Annotated in this window: 13 protein-coding genes and 2 tRNA genes; 4 read left to right on the forward strand and 11 right to left on the reverse strand. The window is 44.5% G+C overall.

All coding sequences use genetic code 11. The features are described from left to right. Positions 1-85: 85 nt before the first annotated feature. Positions 86-1,852, forward strand: a complete 1,767-nt coding sequence (locus ORJ01_RS13165) for a M61 family metallopeptidase (protein WP_306178418.1) — start codon at positions 86-88, stop codon at positions 1,850-1,852. A 23-nt stretch (positions 1,853-1,875) separates the two neighbouring features. Here the strand turns inward: ORJ01_RS13165 and ORJ01_RS13170 are convergent, their stop codons facing one another. The 3 genes from ORJ01_RS13170 to ORJ01_RS13180 all read right to left on the reverse strand — a co-directional run bounded on the left by ORJ01_RS13170 (position 1,876) and on the right by ORJ01_RS13180 (position 3,862). Then, entirely contained in the window at positions 1,876-2,712 is an 837-nt protein-coding gene (locus ORJ01_RS13170) for a M23 family metallopeptidase (RefSeq protein ID WP_306178419.1), read from the reverse strand. Beyond that, positions 2,672-3,532, reverse strand: a complete 861-nt coding sequence (locus ORJ01_RS13175; protein ID WP_306178420.1) for a 6-carboxytetrahydropterin synthase — start codon at positions 3,530-3,532, stop codon at positions 2,672-2,674. The genes ORJ01_RS13170 and ORJ01_RS13175 overlap by 41 nt, the downstream gene beginning before the upstream one ends. A 72-nt stretch (positions 3,533-3,604) precedes the next feature. Beyond that, positions 3,605-3,862 (reverse strand): hypothetical protein, encoded by a 258-nt coding sequence (locus ORJ01_RS13180; protein ID WP_226752197.1) that lies wholly within the window; start codon positions 3,860-3,862, stop codon positions 3,605-3,607. A 188-nt stretch (positions 3,863-4,050) separates the two neighbouring features. Between ORJ01_RS13180 and fabA the strand changes: the two genes are divergently transcribed. Continuing rightward, positions 4,051-4,563 carry a bifunctional 3-hydroxydecanoyl-ACP dehydratase/trans-2-decenoyl-ACP isomerase gene (gene fabA / locus ORJ01_RS13185; protein WP_306178421.1) on the forward strand — a complete coding sequence of 171 codons (513 nt, stop codon included), beginning with the start codon at positions 4,051-4,053 and terminating at the stop codon, positions 4,561-4,563. 99 nt (positions 4,564-4,662) lie between these two features. Here fabA and rmf read toward each other — a convergent pair whose 3' ends face one another. From rmf to rlmKL, 5 genes are all read right to left on the reverse strand, one after another. Continuing rightward, a complete protein-coding gene (gene rmf / locus ORJ01_RS13190; RefSeq protein WP_229585678.1) occupies positions 4,663-4,845 on the reverse strand; it encodes a ribosome modulation factor in 183 nt (60 codons plus the stop codon). Positions 4,846-5,144: 299 nt separating this feature from the next. Beyond that, the gene (locus ORJ01_RS13195; RefSeq protein ID WP_306178422.1) at positions 5,145-6,959 is read right to left on the reverse strand and encodes a DUF3466 family protein; all 1,815 of its coding nucleotides are present in this window, start codon (positions 6,957-6,959) and stop codon (positions 5,145-5,147) included. 17 nt (positions 6,960-6,976) lie between these two features. Then, on the reverse strand, positions 6,977-8,893 hold the full coding sequence (locus tag ORJ01_RS13200; protein WP_306178424.1) for an ATP-binding cassette domain-containing protein: 1,917 nt from the start codon (positions 8,891-8,893) through the stop codon (positions 6,977-6,979). Next, positions 8,893-9,141 carry a glutaredoxin family protein gene (locus ORJ01_RS13205; RefSeq protein WP_306178425.1) on the reverse strand — a complete coding sequence of 83 codons (249 nt, stop codon included), beginning with the start codon at positions 9,139-9,141 and terminating at the stop codon, positions 8,893-8,895. Before ORJ01_RS13205 ends, ORJ01_RS13200 begins: the two co-directional genes overlap by 1 nt. Beyond that, positions 9,141-11,255 carry a bifunctional 23S rRNA (guanine(2069)-N(7))-methyltransferase RlmK/23S rRNA (guanine(2445)-N(2))-methyltransferase RlmL gene (rlmKL, locus tag ORJ01_RS13210; protein WP_306178426.1) on the reverse strand — a complete coding sequence of 705 codons (2,115 nt, stop codon included), beginning with the start codon at positions 11,253-11,255 and terminating at the stop codon, positions 9,141-9,143. Before rlmKL ends, ORJ01_RS13205 begins: the two co-directional genes overlap by 1 nt. 206 nt (positions 11,256-11,461) lie before the next feature. Here rlmKL and ORJ01_RS13215 point away from each other — a divergent pair. Next, positions 11,462-11,538: transfer RNA gene (locus tag ORJ01_RS13215), tRNA-Met, on the forward strand. 176 nt (positions 11,539-11,714) lie between these two features. Beyond that, positions 11,715-11,791: transfer RNA gene (locus tag ORJ01_RS13220), tRNA-Met, on the forward strand. A gap of 265 nt (positions 11,792-12,056) precedes the next feature. Here the strand turns inward: ORJ01_RS13220 and ORJ01_RS13225 are convergent. From ORJ01_RS13225 to ORJ01_RS13235, 3 genes are read right to left on the reverse strand one after another with little or no spacing between them, the layout of a single operon-like run. After that, a complete protein-coding gene (locus ORJ01_RS13225) occupies positions 12,057-13,139 on the reverse strand; it encodes a chemotaxis response regulator protein-glutamate methylesterase (RefSeq protein WP_306178427.1) in 1,083 nt (360 codons plus the stop codon). A gap of 19 nt (positions 13,140-13,158) precedes the next feature. Next, positions 13,159-13,665, reverse strand: a complete 507-nt coding sequence (locus ORJ01_RS13230; protein WP_306178429.1) for a chemotaxis protein CheD — start codon at positions 13,663-13,665, stop codon at positions 13,159-13,161. Then, entirely contained in the window at positions 13,662-14,477 is an 816-nt protein-coding gene (locus tag ORJ01_RS13235) for a protein-glutamate O-methyltransferase CheR (protein WP_306178431.1), read from the reverse strand. The genes ORJ01_RS13230 and ORJ01_RS13235 overlap by 4 nt, the downstream gene beginning before the upstream one ends. Between the last annotated feature and the right edge of the window lie 9 nt (positions 14,478-14,486).

The following is a 14,486-nucleotide window of genomic DNA, read 5'->3' on the forward strand; positions in this document are numbered from 1 at the left end:
ACTTGTGGCACATTTGGTAATTTAATAACGAAACGGCATAATAGTGTTCAATTAGCCGTTAGCATAAGCCTTTGGAGATCTCGTTATGTCAGCCGTGCAGTATGAAATAACCTTTGATGATATCAGTGCGCATCTACTCACCCTATCGCTGCATTTTGAGCCTAGCAGCGCAGTGCATCATTTAACCCTGCCGGCTTGGATCCCTGGCAGTTACCTTGTGCGGAATTTTGCGCGGCATATTGTCAACATCCGTGCTTATGATGCCGACGGTGAACTTCATCTGGCGCAACGTGATAAACAATCTTGGCAGCTCAGTTGTGGGCAACAACCGGTCACCGTAACTTACCAAGTTTACGCTAATGATTTATCGGTTCGCGCAGCCTATGTTGATGATGAACTGGCAGTGCTTAACCCGGCTTGTCTGTGTTTAAACGTCAGTGAAATGACGGCACAGCCCCATTCACTGACCCTGCACAAACCCACTGATCTTCGCTGCGCGGCATGGCGTGTTGCTACGGCCATGCCCAAAGCAACTCATACCGCCCCGCTCGACTTTGGTTGTTATCAGGCTGATAACTATGATCATCTGATAGATAGCCCCTTACTGGTGGGCATTTTCAATGTGCAGCAATTTAATTTGGATGGTGTGCCGCATTACGTCGTGGTCAGTGGTCATAACCTGTATGATGAAGCGCGCTTAACTGCCGATGTCGCTAAGCTTTGCCAGGTACAGCGCGATGTATTTGGCGAATTGCCGCGAGATTTAGATCAATATTGGTTTTTACTTTGGGTGACCGAGCAAGGCTATGGTGGCTTAGAGCATAAATTTAGTACCTTGTTACTGTGTAATCGCTATGACTTACCTGCAGTACAACAAACAGAATTAACCGAAGCCTATCAGAATCTGTTGGGCTTATTCAGCCATGAATACTTTCATACTTGGTGGGTAAAACGCTTAAAACCACAATGTTTTACGCCCTATGTCTTAGACAAAGAGCAGTACAGTCGGCAATTATGGCTTTATGAAGGTTTTACCTCTTACTTTGATGATTTAGCTTTAGTTAAAAGCGGTATTATCGAGCAAAGCCGTTATTTAACGGTGTTAGAGAAATTAATTACTCGGGTCAGTCGCAACCCCTCAGATAGTCAGCAAAGTTTAACGGATAGCAGCTTTACGGCGTGGACTAAATTTTATTTACAAGATGAGAATGCGGTTAACAGTGTGGTCAGTTATTACGCGAAAGGAGCGTTAGTGGCCTTATTGCTAGAGGCTGAACTGCAATCTAAAGGATTAAATTTGGCTGCTTTTTGCCGACAACTGTATCAGCAGCATGTTGCAACAGGCACCTCGGATAACGCTATATTCGAGCAACTCATCGCATGGCAATTACCCGAACTCGCTGCCCAATTGACGAGCTGGATCAATGAAGCCAAACCCTTACCGCTGGCAGCAACCTTGGGCAAACTAGGCCTAACCTTAACACAGCGCGCGCCCAGCAGTTTTAGCGATCTGGCCGGTGAAAGCAGTAAGGTCGTGCCAGCCAGTTTAGGCTGCAGCCTTAAAACGACAGCGCAAGGCGTGTTTATTCAGCAATTATATCGGGGCTCGGCTGCCCATCAGGCCGGATTAATGAGCGGCGACCAATTAGTGGCCTTGGGCGGTTATAAGATCAGCGAAACGAGTTTAACGGAGCTAATGCTACGTTTACCGCTGGGTTCGGTGCAGCCGTTATTCATTTTTAGAAAAGATCGATTACTCGAGTTGGCACTACCGATACAACAGGCTGCGCCAGCAGTTGCCATGTTAAACGTAGCAAACGAAGTAACAGTAAAACACTGGTTGTCGAGTTAAAACTCAACAACCCTTTTTTAGCTTTAAGGGGTAAGCGCTAAACGCTGCGTTTGGTTTGGCGTAAATTCGGGTAACAACAGTTGCGGGTCAAGCCGCTCTTGAAACCAATTGATACGCCAATCTAAATGCGGGCCGGTAACGCGGCCTGTCGCACCAATATCGGCAATATGTTGGCTTTGTGCTACGGTATCCCCAACCTTTACTTTAATGGCATTTAAATGCATAAAGGTTGAGCTTACCCCAAAGCCATGATCAACAATTACCGTTAACCCTGAAAAATACAGATCTTCAGCCAGTAACACCTTACCCTGCCATGGCGCCAATACCGGTGCACCGACCGGAGCGGCAATATCTAAACCAAAATGTGGATTGCGCGGTTGGCCGTTAAACACACGTTGACTGCCATAAACACCACTAATCCGCCCTGCGGCTGGGCGCATGGGTGTGCTAAAAATGGCATCACGCTCGCTTAAAGTGGTGCGAACTTGTCGCACCTTAGCATTATCATTGGCAATGCGCGCGCTAACTTCTTTTGGCGGTGCTACATACTTTTGCTCCACGCCGGTAATACGCTGAATATCGTATTCTCTGGCGGTAAAGCGCAGTGGAAATTGCTGTTGCTTGCCTTGATGTACCACTTTAAGTTGATGTTGCAGTGACGCATCACGGCCAATACCAAAAACAAATTGGCCTTGCGCACTAACAACAACTGGTTGCTCGTTAAACCAAACCTGAGCACCCATCGGCGCTTGACCACGGATCAAACTGCCTTGGGTTAATGGGCCATGTAACACCACTTCCGCGGCGTTAGCCGCAACACTAATCGCGCAAAGCAATAGCGCCTTTACCCACACCTTCATAAGCTACCACCTTATATTGTTTACTGCCATTGGCCGCTTTTAACTGATCGGCAATAAAATCGGCCAGACATTCTACCGTAGTATCACAAGGCACAAGTTCACAATGACTGGCAGGTATACATAACTCGAACCAACCTTGGGTAGCCTGATAACGGAAGCTATAATCATCGCTGCCCGGCGTTAAAAACGACAAGGCTTCGGCCGAAACGAGATCGTCTTTACTGCCTAAATAAATATCTTCCCAGCGCTCGCACCACATTTTATTTAAGCGTGGTACTAACATGCCATCTTCAAAGATTTGGATAGTAGAGCGATGACCATGGGCAATGCGCTGACAATTACCATCGTGCTTTTTCAAACCATGACTGTAATGATAATAAAAACCGCGCATCGCTTCGCTGCGCAAATTTAAAACCAGTTTAGCGACATTATCAGGTAACAAGGGTTTTATTTGTTGCTCAAGGAAATGGGCTACCGTTTGCTCGTTAATCTCTGTACCGGGAATAAAAGCAAAAGCAGAAGGCGGACAAGCGAGTTGTAAGGTGCCGCGTTCACTTTGATACTGCAGCACAATCATTTGCTCTGCTTCACTGTGACGAAGCGCAGGACATGCCGCAGCAACGGCTAACTTGTGATCAACTAATTGGTCAATCGCTTGTTTAATCACTTTTTTCACTTTAGCAAAATCGAACACCATAGCGGTGTCATCTAAAGCACCATGTAGCTCGACATCGACAATAAAGCTTTCACCCAACATACCACGCTGCCGATGCAGATAAGAAAAATCAATTACGGTAAGATCCTGCACAAATAAAATCATGGCGCCTTCCTGAAATAAGCTTCAAGCAAAAAATGAAGCCTATTATACCTTTACCACACGGTGGCGTCACTTTTAGCGTTTATGTTCATTTAACCAGCTATTTAAAATCCCCACTTGGCCAAGTTTATGTGCGGCATACATTAAACGCAGCGCATTGCTCAAAATTGTACTGTCGTTCCACTGCGTTTTTTGCACAATATCTTCGTAGCACTTTAAGGCTTCTGGTGTTAAATAGCCGCGTAATTCTTTTTTACCGGAGTCTTTTTGCCGATCACGGTAGCGTCGTTGTTTTTCTGCGTTACTTAACGCCGGCTTTTTTTCATTACTCATGGGACACTCCATCATAACGCGTTACCCGCACCTGCTTGGTGTCGGAGTGTGGCTGTTCAGTTTCAGCGCTGAACAAACCGTTTTAGAATGATTTACCTGCAGAAATCGTTAATACTATAACAAATCGGACTTGTTTAGCGTACAGCTGTTCGCTAAGCTGATGATGCATTTTTATTGGATAAACATACATGACTAAGAATAGCTTTTCAAAAGAAGATTTAATCGCTTGCGGCAACGGTGAATTGTTTGGCCCAGGCAACAGCCAACTCCCTTCTGACAACATGCTAATGATGGATCGCATAGTGCACATCTCTGAAGAAGGCGGTTTATATGGTAAAGGCCAAATCATTGCCGAATTAGATATTACCCCTGAGCTGTGGTTCTTTGCTTGCCACTTTAAAGGCGATCCGGTTATGCCAGGTTGTTTAGGCCTTGATGCCATGTGGCAACTGGTTGGTTTTTTCTTAGGTTGGGCCGGTGGCCCGGGTAAAGGGCGTGCTTTAGGTGTTGGTGAAGTGAAATTTACTGGTCAAGTATTGCCAACGGCGAAGAAAGTGACTTACACCATCAATATGAAGCGTGTGATTAAGCGTAAACTGTTTATGGGGATTGGTGACGGTGTAGTGAGTGTCGACGGACGCGATATCTATGTAGCAACCGATCTCAAAGTAGGTTTATTTCAAGATACTTCCAGCTTCTAATACCTATTGCCTGTAAGCTTTAGTGCGTTTTAGCACTTAGCGCTTAATACCAAAAAGCCCCGTCTAAGTACGGGGCTTTGGTTTAGGTGTATATGAATTCTAGGCGCCTTTGTTAAATAAACCCACGTTACGATCTTCTATGGCCTCCCGCCAGCCACCTAACCACTCAGAACGAGCGTCTAAATTTTGATAAGGACAAAGTTCTTTTGAACGGCCGGTAACACCAGCACGATAACCTTGAGCATGAGCACGTTCCAGACGATCACGTTTTTGTCTTTTCATACGGCAATCTTCCTCACAATTTTTATTTAGAAATAACACTGCGCTGCCATAACAGCTAAATGTTACATTTAATAGATAGTCAAAGACGGCAAAAGGTTCAAGCGAAATTACCATAATAAACAACTTGACTTTTACTAACAGCATGAGAACTAGTCGGTTTTTGAAGTTTTTTATTTTTAGATGGAAGAGCTATAAGGCAATGTGAATTTCAAACATAAAAGCATAAAGCGAAGTCGATGAGGTTATGCAAACAAAAAAGCTGCCGAAGCAGCTTTTTTGTTTGCCGTAAACTTAATAGCTTATCGGTTTAATCGCGCGCGGCTGCGACGACGTAGTAAAGGTAAAGTACCTAGCAACATCAACCATAACGCTGAAAGTGAACCAGCGTTACGTTCATAGGTATTTTCTTCGGCATTACAGTCTTCAACTTGGCCATTAGCAATAGGCTGTAAAAGTACCGTAGTCGCTTGCTCAGATTCAAACACATCACCGTTTTCATCAAGCACCGGCTCGCCATTATAACCATACACCACTCGATTAATTAGCGCGGTTGCGGTGATCACACCATCATCATTAATTGAACTCGCTTCAACTAAGGTGTAAGGCGCATCACATCCCACTAAACTGTTCAAATTAGTAAAGGTGTTACTGGCGTTATCATACAGAAAAGCATTAATACGGCGTGAGGTAGTACCGCCTACAATCACTTCAGCCCGGCCAACTACCTGACCTTGGTTATTCATATCCAGCGGTTCAGTACCTGAACTACTGAAAAAGCCCTCAGGAAAACGCAAGGTTTGCGTGTTCATATCATAAGTAAAAAAACGTGAGCGAACACTGCTATTAATGTTTTTCAGCGCATAGCCCGCTATTAAATTCTGATTATTAATATCAGTAGCGACACTACCCACCCATTCTTCAGTATCAATAAAGCCGGTCACGCTGTCACCATTAAAAATGGTGGCATGTGGCGCACTGTAAATAATTCGGAATTCACCACCAAAACCATCTAGAAAGGTCGTAACACGGCTGGTATCTGAATATAACGAACTACCGACAGCAATACCGCTGTCATTAACAGCATTAGCCCGACTGTAATATACCGGCACGGTATAATCTTCAGAAGTCGTTGCCGCTAAACCTGTACCTTTCTCACCTAAAAAGCCCCAAGTGCGATTTAAAACCGCTGTACCCTCTGGTGAATATTGCCAAAGAGCAGCGCGCTCTTCATAACCCTCGGTATAAGTATCTACCGTTCCATATAAACGTACTTTGCTTAACAAGGAAAGCACATTCACGCTTCTGGCAGACAGCACTTGATTTAAACAAAACTGCAATGGCTGACTAAAGCCAGTACAAATTGAATCAATGGTTTCTTGAGTGGTTGTAGTAATACCGGTAGAGGTGAAACCCGCCACAAGATTATTGTTATTAATATCAAGGGCCGCTGACATGCCACCACCATAACTAGAAAACTGCGGCGGTAAAGCGGTGCTTTGCTGACCATTAACAACATAGCCGAACAAGTAGCCGGCTTCGGGGATCCAGGCAGTATAAGGATTGGCTGGCTCAACCGGATCTTCACCTTCAGCTACCGGCGCAGCCGTAGGCGTAAAAGTGCTTTTAAAGGATGGCGCGGTGGCAATACCTGCAATATATCCGCTGTTGTTCACGGCATAAGCAAATTCACTGTTATTTTTGGTTTGCTGCGTATCACGCAACACCACCTGCGATTGCCCTGAATTTTGAGTTTGACGTATAACACGTGTCGAACCAACAGGCTGAATAGTGACAAAAGCTTGTGAACTAAGATAGTTGATTAACGTGGATTTAACCGTGGAACTAAAGATCCCATTATTAATTTCTTCAATCTGCTCATCAGTAAATAGCGCTAAGATGATTTCACTTTCAAAATCGATTTCATCAAGATCAATTTCAAAGTCTAATAAGGTGCTGCCATTTAAAATTACCTCACCCTGAGGCGTTGCCGCAACGCCCGAGGTAGAACGAACTTTAGTGGTAGTATCTAATTCAACGATCTGATACACCGCGGCTTGCGCCGTAAATACTGTCAGCAACGGCAATAATGCTAAGCTGATCGGTGATAATTTCATGCATGGCCCCTAAAAATTTACGAAATTGCAGCTTCTAATTCTTCCCAGCGCGTGTACGCTTGCGCCAGCTTCGACTCGGTATCTTGTAATAGGTTCAATCTTTGCTGTGTGTGTTCAGCAGAACCTTTGAAAAACTCGGCGTCGTTCACTTCCAACTGTAAGGCTTTGACTTGTTGATCAAGCTCTTCAATTAAGACAGGTAACAGCTCTAGCTCGCGCTTTTCTTTGTATGATAGCTTTTTACCATTGTTAACAGAAGCCTGTATCGGCTTTTCCTCAACTTGGCTGTTGTTTTTATCATTATTTTTTACTGGCGCTTTGCTGTTTTGCGCCGTTTGTTGACGTTTTTGCCAAGCAATGACTTCGTCATAACCACCGGCTAATTCAATGATTTTGCCTTCACCGGCAAATAATAATGAGCTGGTTACGGTATTATTAACGAATTCACGGTCATGACTAACTAACAACACGGTACCTTGATACTGCTGTAATATATCTTCTAACAGCTCTAAGGTTTCCACGTCTAAATCGTTAGTCGGTTCATCGAGGATCAATAAGTTACTTGGCCTTGCAAATAACTTAGCCAGTAATAAGCGGTTTTTCTCACCACCCGATAAAGCGCGCACGGGTGTTCGAGCGCGCAGTGGCGGGAATAAAAAGTCTTGTAAGTAACTTAATACATGCCGTGTTTGACCGTTTTGGGTAATTTCTTGTTTACCATCAGCCACGTTATCTTGCACCGTGGCATTTAAATCCAGCGCCATCCGGTGTTGGTCAAAATAAGCCACTTCTAAATTGGTACCGCGCTTAATCTCGCCACTATCTTGCTGGTAATCACCTAACAGTAATTTGATCAGTGTGGATTTACCGACACCGTTTGGCCCTAATAAGGCAATCCGATCACCGCGCATCACCAGTAAATCTAAGTCGTTCAACACCGCTTTACCACTAAAGGCATGGCTTAACGCTTTGGTTTCAAATACTAACTTACCTGAGCGCGCCGCTTGTTCGATATTAAAATCGACCTTGCCTAGTTGCTCAACCCGAGCCGCCCGTTCTTGCCGTAATGCCTTAAGCGCACGCACGCGGCCTTCATTGCGGGTGCGGCGCGCTTTAATACCTTGGCGGATCCACACCTCTTCTTCGGCTAAACGTTTATCGAAGAGTGAATTATGTTGTTGCTCGTCTTCTAGCATTTTTTGCTTACGATCGAGGTATTCTTGATAATTACCGGGGTGCGAAGTGAGCTGACCACGATCTAAATCGATAATGCGGGTGGCTAAGGCGCGAATAAAGGCCCTATCGTGCGAGATAAAAATAATGGCGCCGCCAAAGCTTAATAAAAATTGCTCAAGCCAGTTAATGGCTGCCACATCTAAGTGGTTGGTTGGCTCGTCAAGTAACAAAATATCGGGCTTGGCAATTAACGCGCGGGCTAAAGCCGCTTTACGTAACCAACCTCCTGATAAGGTCGCTAAACTGTTATTACCGTCCATCTCAAACTGCTGGCAAAGCATTTCAACGCGCGCTTCTAAACCCCAACCATCGCGGGCATCTAAATCAGCTTGCAGGCTTTCAAATAAACGGTATTCGGCATCGCCGGCACCGTCTAAGTTTTCAGATAAGGTATAAAATTGCTGTACTTTATCCGCTAAATCGCCGGCACCTTCCCGAATAAAATCGGCAATTTTCACGTCCATTTTCGCCGGGGGATCTTGCTCTAAACGGCTTAAAATTACGCCGTTGGTCATAACGATTTGGCCATCATCTAAGTTTTGTTGACCGGTCAGCAATTTTAAAAAGGTTGATTTGCCTGCACCATTCCGCCCCACTAAACAGACGCGTTCGCCGCTGAATAAACTAAAATCGACTTGATCTAATACCGGGTTGGTACCAAAAGCCAAGCTCGCCTGTTGAAAACGTAATAACTCCACTACTTTGTATCCTTAAGCCAATGCTGTAACTGTGCCGCTGTAAAAGGCCAATATAATAGGTTTTCATTACCTTGCTGATCGATGCCAGCTAGCACCGGGATATGTACCCGAAAACGTGCTAGCAATTGTTCATCGTCGATAATATCCAGAACCTGAGTATGCTCGGCAATGCCGACTGTCGCTAACAGGCTTTCTGCCTCTTCGCACAGATGGCAACCCCAGGTACTGTAAAGGGTATAAACAGACATTAACGTGTTAACTCAAAACAAACGTGAATGTGCGGATTGCGTTTAAAGTCTTCCGGTAATGTGGCGGCAGAAATGTCTTTTACCTGCCAGCCAGACTCGACTAAGGCAGCTTGATCAATTTTGAAACGCCGCTTGTTGTTCGAGAAAATCACCTTGCCACCGGGTGCCAAGCGGCCAATCAACATATTGATTAATTTCACATGATCGCGCTGCACATCCCAATTGTCTTCCATCCGCTTTGAGTTAGAAAACGTGGGCGGATCCACAAAGATCAAATCATACAAATTGCGATTACGTGACAGCCATTGTAAACAGTCAGCTTGCTCAAACTGATACTGATTGCCTTGCAGGCCATTCAGCATGAAGTTACGTTTAGCCCAATCTAAATAAGTATTCGACATATCGACGGTAGTAACACTCGCCGCACCACCCATACCAGCGTGAACAGACGCGGTGCCTGTGTAAGCAAAGAGGTTAAGAACTGTTTTGCCTTTAGCCTGTTGCTGAATAAGCCGACGCGTTAAGCGGTGATCTAAAAATAAACCGGTATCTAGGTAATCACGCAAGTTAACCAAAAAGCGCGCGCCATATTCTGACACTTCTTTATATTGCCCCGCTTTGGCCATGGCTTGATACTGATTGGTGCCTTTTTGCTTTTCCCGCACTTTTAAAATCATTTTATCGGATGTAATACCCAGTACCGTAGGCACTTGATTAACCACATCAAACAACCGTTTTTGTGCAATATCTTCATCCACTGTCGCCGGTGCCGTATACTCATGCACCACCACTTCGCCATCGTACCAATCTACCGCAACGTTATATTCTGGAATATCGGCATCATATAAACGATAACAATTCAGGTTTTCGCGTTTGGCCCATTTTTGTAATTGCTTTAAGTTCTTCGCCAAGCGATTACCAAAAGAGCTGCTTTCGCTATAAAACAACGACGGTGCGCTAGAACTCACTGCCACTTGTTTTTCGGTTAATTCAAATAAGGTGAATTCACAATCCAATGGGCCGTTGGTAAATTTGTACGTTTTACTTTTTGATAAACGCAATGAACGCAGTAAATCGGCATTTGAGGTAATAATGGCTAAACGCCAACCTTGATAATGCTGTTTTAACGCTAAGGCAAATTTGCTGTATAACGGAATTAAACTGGGTAAATCACCTAACCGCTCACCATAAGGCGGGTTAGTGACAATCACACCCGGTTGCTCGCTAACCGCTTTTTGTAATGCCGTGGCATCACCATAATCGACACTAACTAAATGTGCGACACCAGCACGAGCAATATTCTGCCGCGCTTTCCCTAAAGCGCGCTCGTCGGTGTCACTGCCATAACAGAGTATCTGATCGGGTAAACTGCGTTCTTGCGCCTTAGCGGCGGCTTTAAGTTGCTGCCATATCGCAGCACGATGGCCAGGCCAGCCTTCAAAAGCAAAACGCTCGCGCTGTAAGCCGGGAGCTTTGTTCAGCGCAATTAATGCCGCTTCAATAATAATGGTACCGCTACCGCAAAACGGATCAAATAACGGTTGCTCGGGTGTCCAGCCAGAACGCTTTAATAAGGCGGCCGCCAGATGTTCTTTTAACGGCGCTTCACCCTGCCCGGCGCGATAACCACGCTGATGTAATGATGGGCCAGAGAAATCTTGCAAGAAATGAAAGAAGTTTTTCTCTAAACGTACTTGGAAACGCATATCGGGGTTTAAGCGATCCACATCCGGGCGCTGACCGGTTTCTTCGCGAAATTGATCGACGATGGCATCTTTTAAACGCATACCGCCAAACTGACTGTTATCAATAGTGGCATGTTTACCCACGCAATCTACGGCAAGCGTTTGACGAATGGTCATGAGCTGTGGCCAATCAATTTTACGTGCCACTTGATAAAGATCGGTTTCTGCTGTTACCGGCTCTGACTGGATCAGCCGCATAATACGGGTAGCCAAGCGCGACCATAAGCACAACTGATAAGCGCTGCTTAGCTCTGCTTTAAAGCGCACCACACCCATAGAAACTTTTAATACTTCGCCTTGATGTGAACGTATCTCATCGGCTAACAGCTCTTCGACGCCTTTTGACGTTAAAGCCCAGAATTCCAGCATAACACCCAACCTTCAAATAAAATGGCCAGTAGTATAACAGAATGTGCTTTAAAGACGTTTGAAGAATTATCGTTAGTAACGATATTGATGTTAAAAACAACAAGCCGCTGCTTAAAGCAGCAGTTGACTGCCATTCGCAAAAATATTGCAATTAACCGCTTGCATCGCTTATCTAAAAACACTAAGATGCGCCCCGCAATGACGGACGCGGGATGGAGCAGCCTGGTAGCTCGTCGGGCTCATAACCCGAAGGTCGTCGGTTCAAATCCGGCTCCCGCAACCAAATTGATTGTGACAAGTAGTTATTAAGAAACGGCCCTCGGCCTCCTCTTTATAACCACGGGGCGAAGGTCTAAATCCGGCTCCCGCAACCAATTGTGACCAACTTATTCCAAAGGTCATCAATTAACGTCTTGCAAATCAAACTATTACCCTCACTGCTCAAGGGTAATACACGGACGCGGGATGGAGCAGCCTGGTAGCTCGTCGGGCTCATAACCCGAAGGTCGTCGGTTCAAATCCGGCTCCCGCAACCAACATCTTAATCAGCCTTGTGCTGATTTTTTTGTCCCTAAATTTCGGTAACCCGACGGACGTCGGTTCACTCTTCACTCAGAACAGGGCTCCCGCCACCAACATCTTAATCAGCCTTGTGCTGATTTTTTTGTCCCTAAAGTTCGGTAACCCGACGGACGTCGGTTCGCTCTTCACTCAGAACAGGGCTCCCGCCACCAACATCTTAATCAGCCTTGTGCTGATTTTTTGAAATTAATTTAAATTTTTGCCCTTATAACCTGGAGCTTAAACTGCTTTAATCTTGCAAAGAATTTCCGTTATTTGCTCTAGCGCTAAGCTATGTTTCACAGCACCTAGCTTTGCCGCCTCTTTTGGCATACCGTACACCACACAGCTTTGCTCATTTTGACCGTAAGTAACAGCCCCTCCTTGTCGCATGGCAAGTAAACCCCGAGCACCATCATCGCCCATTCCGGTTAAAATAACGCCAATGGCGTTTTTACCGGCACTACTGGCAACAGAGTCGAATAATACATTTACAGAAGGTTTGTGACGTGACACCGCAGGACCATCCTTCAATAACGTATAGTAAAATGCCCCCTGCCGGCGTATTTGCAAATGTACTCCCCCATTGGCAATGTAAACATGACCAGGCAAAATACGTTCGTTATTTTCTGCTTCCTTTACTGTAACCGCAGAACATTTATCTAAACGCTCGGCAAAAGCGCGAGTAAATGCCTCTGGCATATGCTGTACTACAACAATACCTGGTACAGATATAGGTAGAGCACGACAAATATACTCTAAAACCTGAGTACCACCCGTTGAAGTGCCTATTGCAATTAACCGATCAGTCGTTTGTTGTAAGGCAGTATTTTCAGAAGAAAGCAGTAATTGCTGTGCAGTTTTTACTAAACTGGCGTTCTCTTCATTGCCAGTTCTAAAAACGTTTCGTTTTACGTTGGCTTTAGCCGCTATTTTTATCGCAGTAAGCATTTCAATACCAATCGATTTCAAATGATTTTTTAAACCTGCGGTAGGTTTGGCAATGATTTCCACTGCACCTGCCGCCATGGCATCTAAGGTCATAGCCGCGCCTTTAGTGGTTAAAGAGGAGCAAATGATCACAGGTAAAGGTTTGCTTTTCATTATGGTTTTTAGAAAGGTAATGCCATCCATCCCCGGCATTTCAACGTCAAGTACGATAACATCAGGCCATACTTGCTCTAGCGCTTTCATAGCAAACAGCGGGTTACTATGTGCGCCAATTAGCTCAAGTTGCATATCAGATTGTATAATTTGTCCTAAGGTCTGCCTAACAACAGCAGAATCATCAATAATCATCACTTTAATAGGTGAATTATTCATATCGCACCTTTTGGCTCTTTCAAGCAAATAACAGTTCGAAGCGATTCACTTCAGATTGCTCAATACTGAAATGCCCGCTGGCAATATCTACAGTTAAGCGCCGATATAGTGGGCCTCCAACGTCGGTGCTTTGTACAGGAATATTTAAAGCCCCGAGAAGACTTAAACAGCGCTCAATATTTTTTTCGCCTATACCTGGCGCTTTTTGAGCATGCGGGAACATATTGCCGCCACCAATTAAATAAGCTTTAAACTCAGAAGCTTTGATACCAAATAGTGCTATTTCGAGTTGAAATATCTTCATTAAATCATCGGCAAAACGGCCATTTAGGTCAGATTTTTTAACACAAGATAGCGGCATAGCTGACTGCTGGTGATTTGGTAAAAGAATATGGCTTACACCTAACACGTGTTTTTCAGGATGCCAAAGCACTACTGAAACACATGATCCTAAAATAGTACTCACCTTGCCTTGACCTTTACCAAAAAACCACTCACCGGGTTTTAAAAACACGTTTTTGTTCATGAACGTGCTCCTTTAAAGCGATAAAGTGCAGGTTTTAGAGCGGTAAATTGCTCTGAAATTCCGTGCAATGATTCCGAATGTCCTATAAAAAGTAAGCCATTGGGTTTTAAACAGCGTGATATGTTATTGATGATTTGTGTTTTGGTTTTATTATCAAAATAAATCAGTACGTTGCGTAGAAAAATGATATCAGCCTTTGTATCGAGCTGCTGTGGTTCCATTAAATTACGCTGCGCAAACTGCACGTGTTGCTTGATTTTGTCATCAACTAATAAGTAACCGTCAAAATCACCATGGCCTTTAAGGCAATATTTTTTTAATAAATGTGTGGGTAATTCTTTTGCTCGGCTAAGTGGATATAACCCAGTTCTGCCACTTTCGAGCATTCTCATCGAGATATCACTGCCTAAGACTTGCCAAGGTCTACTACCAAATACTTCTGCCATAAGCATGGCGATAGTATATGGCTCTTCGCCAGAGGAACAGGCAGCGCTCCATATTAATGGAGCCTTTTCTCCCTGCTTTTCTGTAAGTACTTTTTCTAAAAAAGCAAAGTGTTTGGGCTCACGATAAAAATAGGTTTCATTGGTAGTTAGTAAATCTACCGCCATTTGTCTTTCTAACTCGTTACCTTGTTTTGCAATATAACTGAGATAAGCATTAAAATTATCCAATTTTAATGCTCTTAACCTACCCGCTAAGCGGCCAGATACTAAGCTGCGCTTAGTATCTGCCAAACATATACCGGATTCTTGCTGAAAAAAACGCCGTATCTGGTCAAATTCAATGTTAGAGATCAGATCCACTTGCATGGTTTAACC

Source organism: Alishewanella sp. SMS8, from assembly GCF_030737935.1.
Classification (GTDB): domain Bacteria; phylum Pseudomonadota; class Gammaproteobacteria; order Enterobacterales; family Alteromonadaceae; genus Alishewanella; species Alishewanella maricola.

What these genes read in the sequence shown, in the direction of transcription:
- ORJ01_RS13175 (WP_306178420.1), bottom strand. Translation starts at nt 3,532, where the DNA reads ATGATTTTATTTGTGCAGGATCTTACCGTAATTGATTTTTCTTATCTG.
- ORJ01_RS13170 (WP_306178419.1), bottom strand. Translation starts at nt 2,712, where the DNA reads ATGAAGGTGTGGGTAAAGGCGCTATTGCTTTGCGCGATTAGTGTTGCG.
- ORJ01_RS13165 (WP_306178418.1), top strand. Translation starts at nt 86, where the DNA reads ATGTCAGCCGTGCAGTATGAAATAACCTTTGATGATATCAGTGCGCAT.
- fabA (WP_306178421.1), top strand. Translation starts at nt 4,051, where the DNA reads ATGACTAAGAATAGCTTTTCAAAAGAAGATTTAATCGCTTGCGGCAAC.
- rmf (WP_229585678.1), bottom strand. Translation starts at nt 4,845, where the DNA reads ATGAAAAGACAAAAACGTGATCGTCTGGAACGTGCTCATGCTCAAGGT.
- ORJ01_RS13230 (WP_306178429.1), bottom strand. Translation starts at nt 13,665, where the DNA reads ATGAACAAAAACGTGTTTTTAAAACCCGGTGAGTGGTTTTTTGGTAAA.
- ORJ01_RS13195 (WP_306178422.1), bottom strand. Translation starts at nt 6,959, where the DNA reads ATGAAATTATCACCGATCAGCTTAGCATTATTGCCGTTGCTGACAGTA.
- ORJ01_RS13235 (WP_306178431.1), bottom strand. Translation starts at nt 14,477, where the DNA reads ATGCAAGTGGATCTGATCTCTAACATTGAATTTGACCAGATACGGCGT.
- ORJ01_RS13205 (WP_306178425.1), bottom strand. Translation starts at nt 9,141, where the DNA reads ATGTCTGTTTATACCCTTTACAGTACCTGGGGTTGCCATCTGTGCGAA.
- ORJ01_RS13225 (WP_306178427.1), bottom strand. Translation starts at nt 13,139, where the DNA reads ATGAATAATTCACCTATTAAAGTGATGATTATTGATGATTCTGCTGTT.
- ORJ01_RS13180 (WP_226752197.1), bottom strand. Translation starts at nt 3,862, where the DNA reads ATGAGTAATGAAAAAAAGCCGGCGTTAAGTAACGCAGAAAAACAACGA.
- rlmKL (WP_306178426.1), bottom strand. Translation starts at nt 11,255, where the DNA reads ATGCTGGAATTCTGGGCTTTAACGTCAAAAGGCGTCGAAGAGCTGTTA.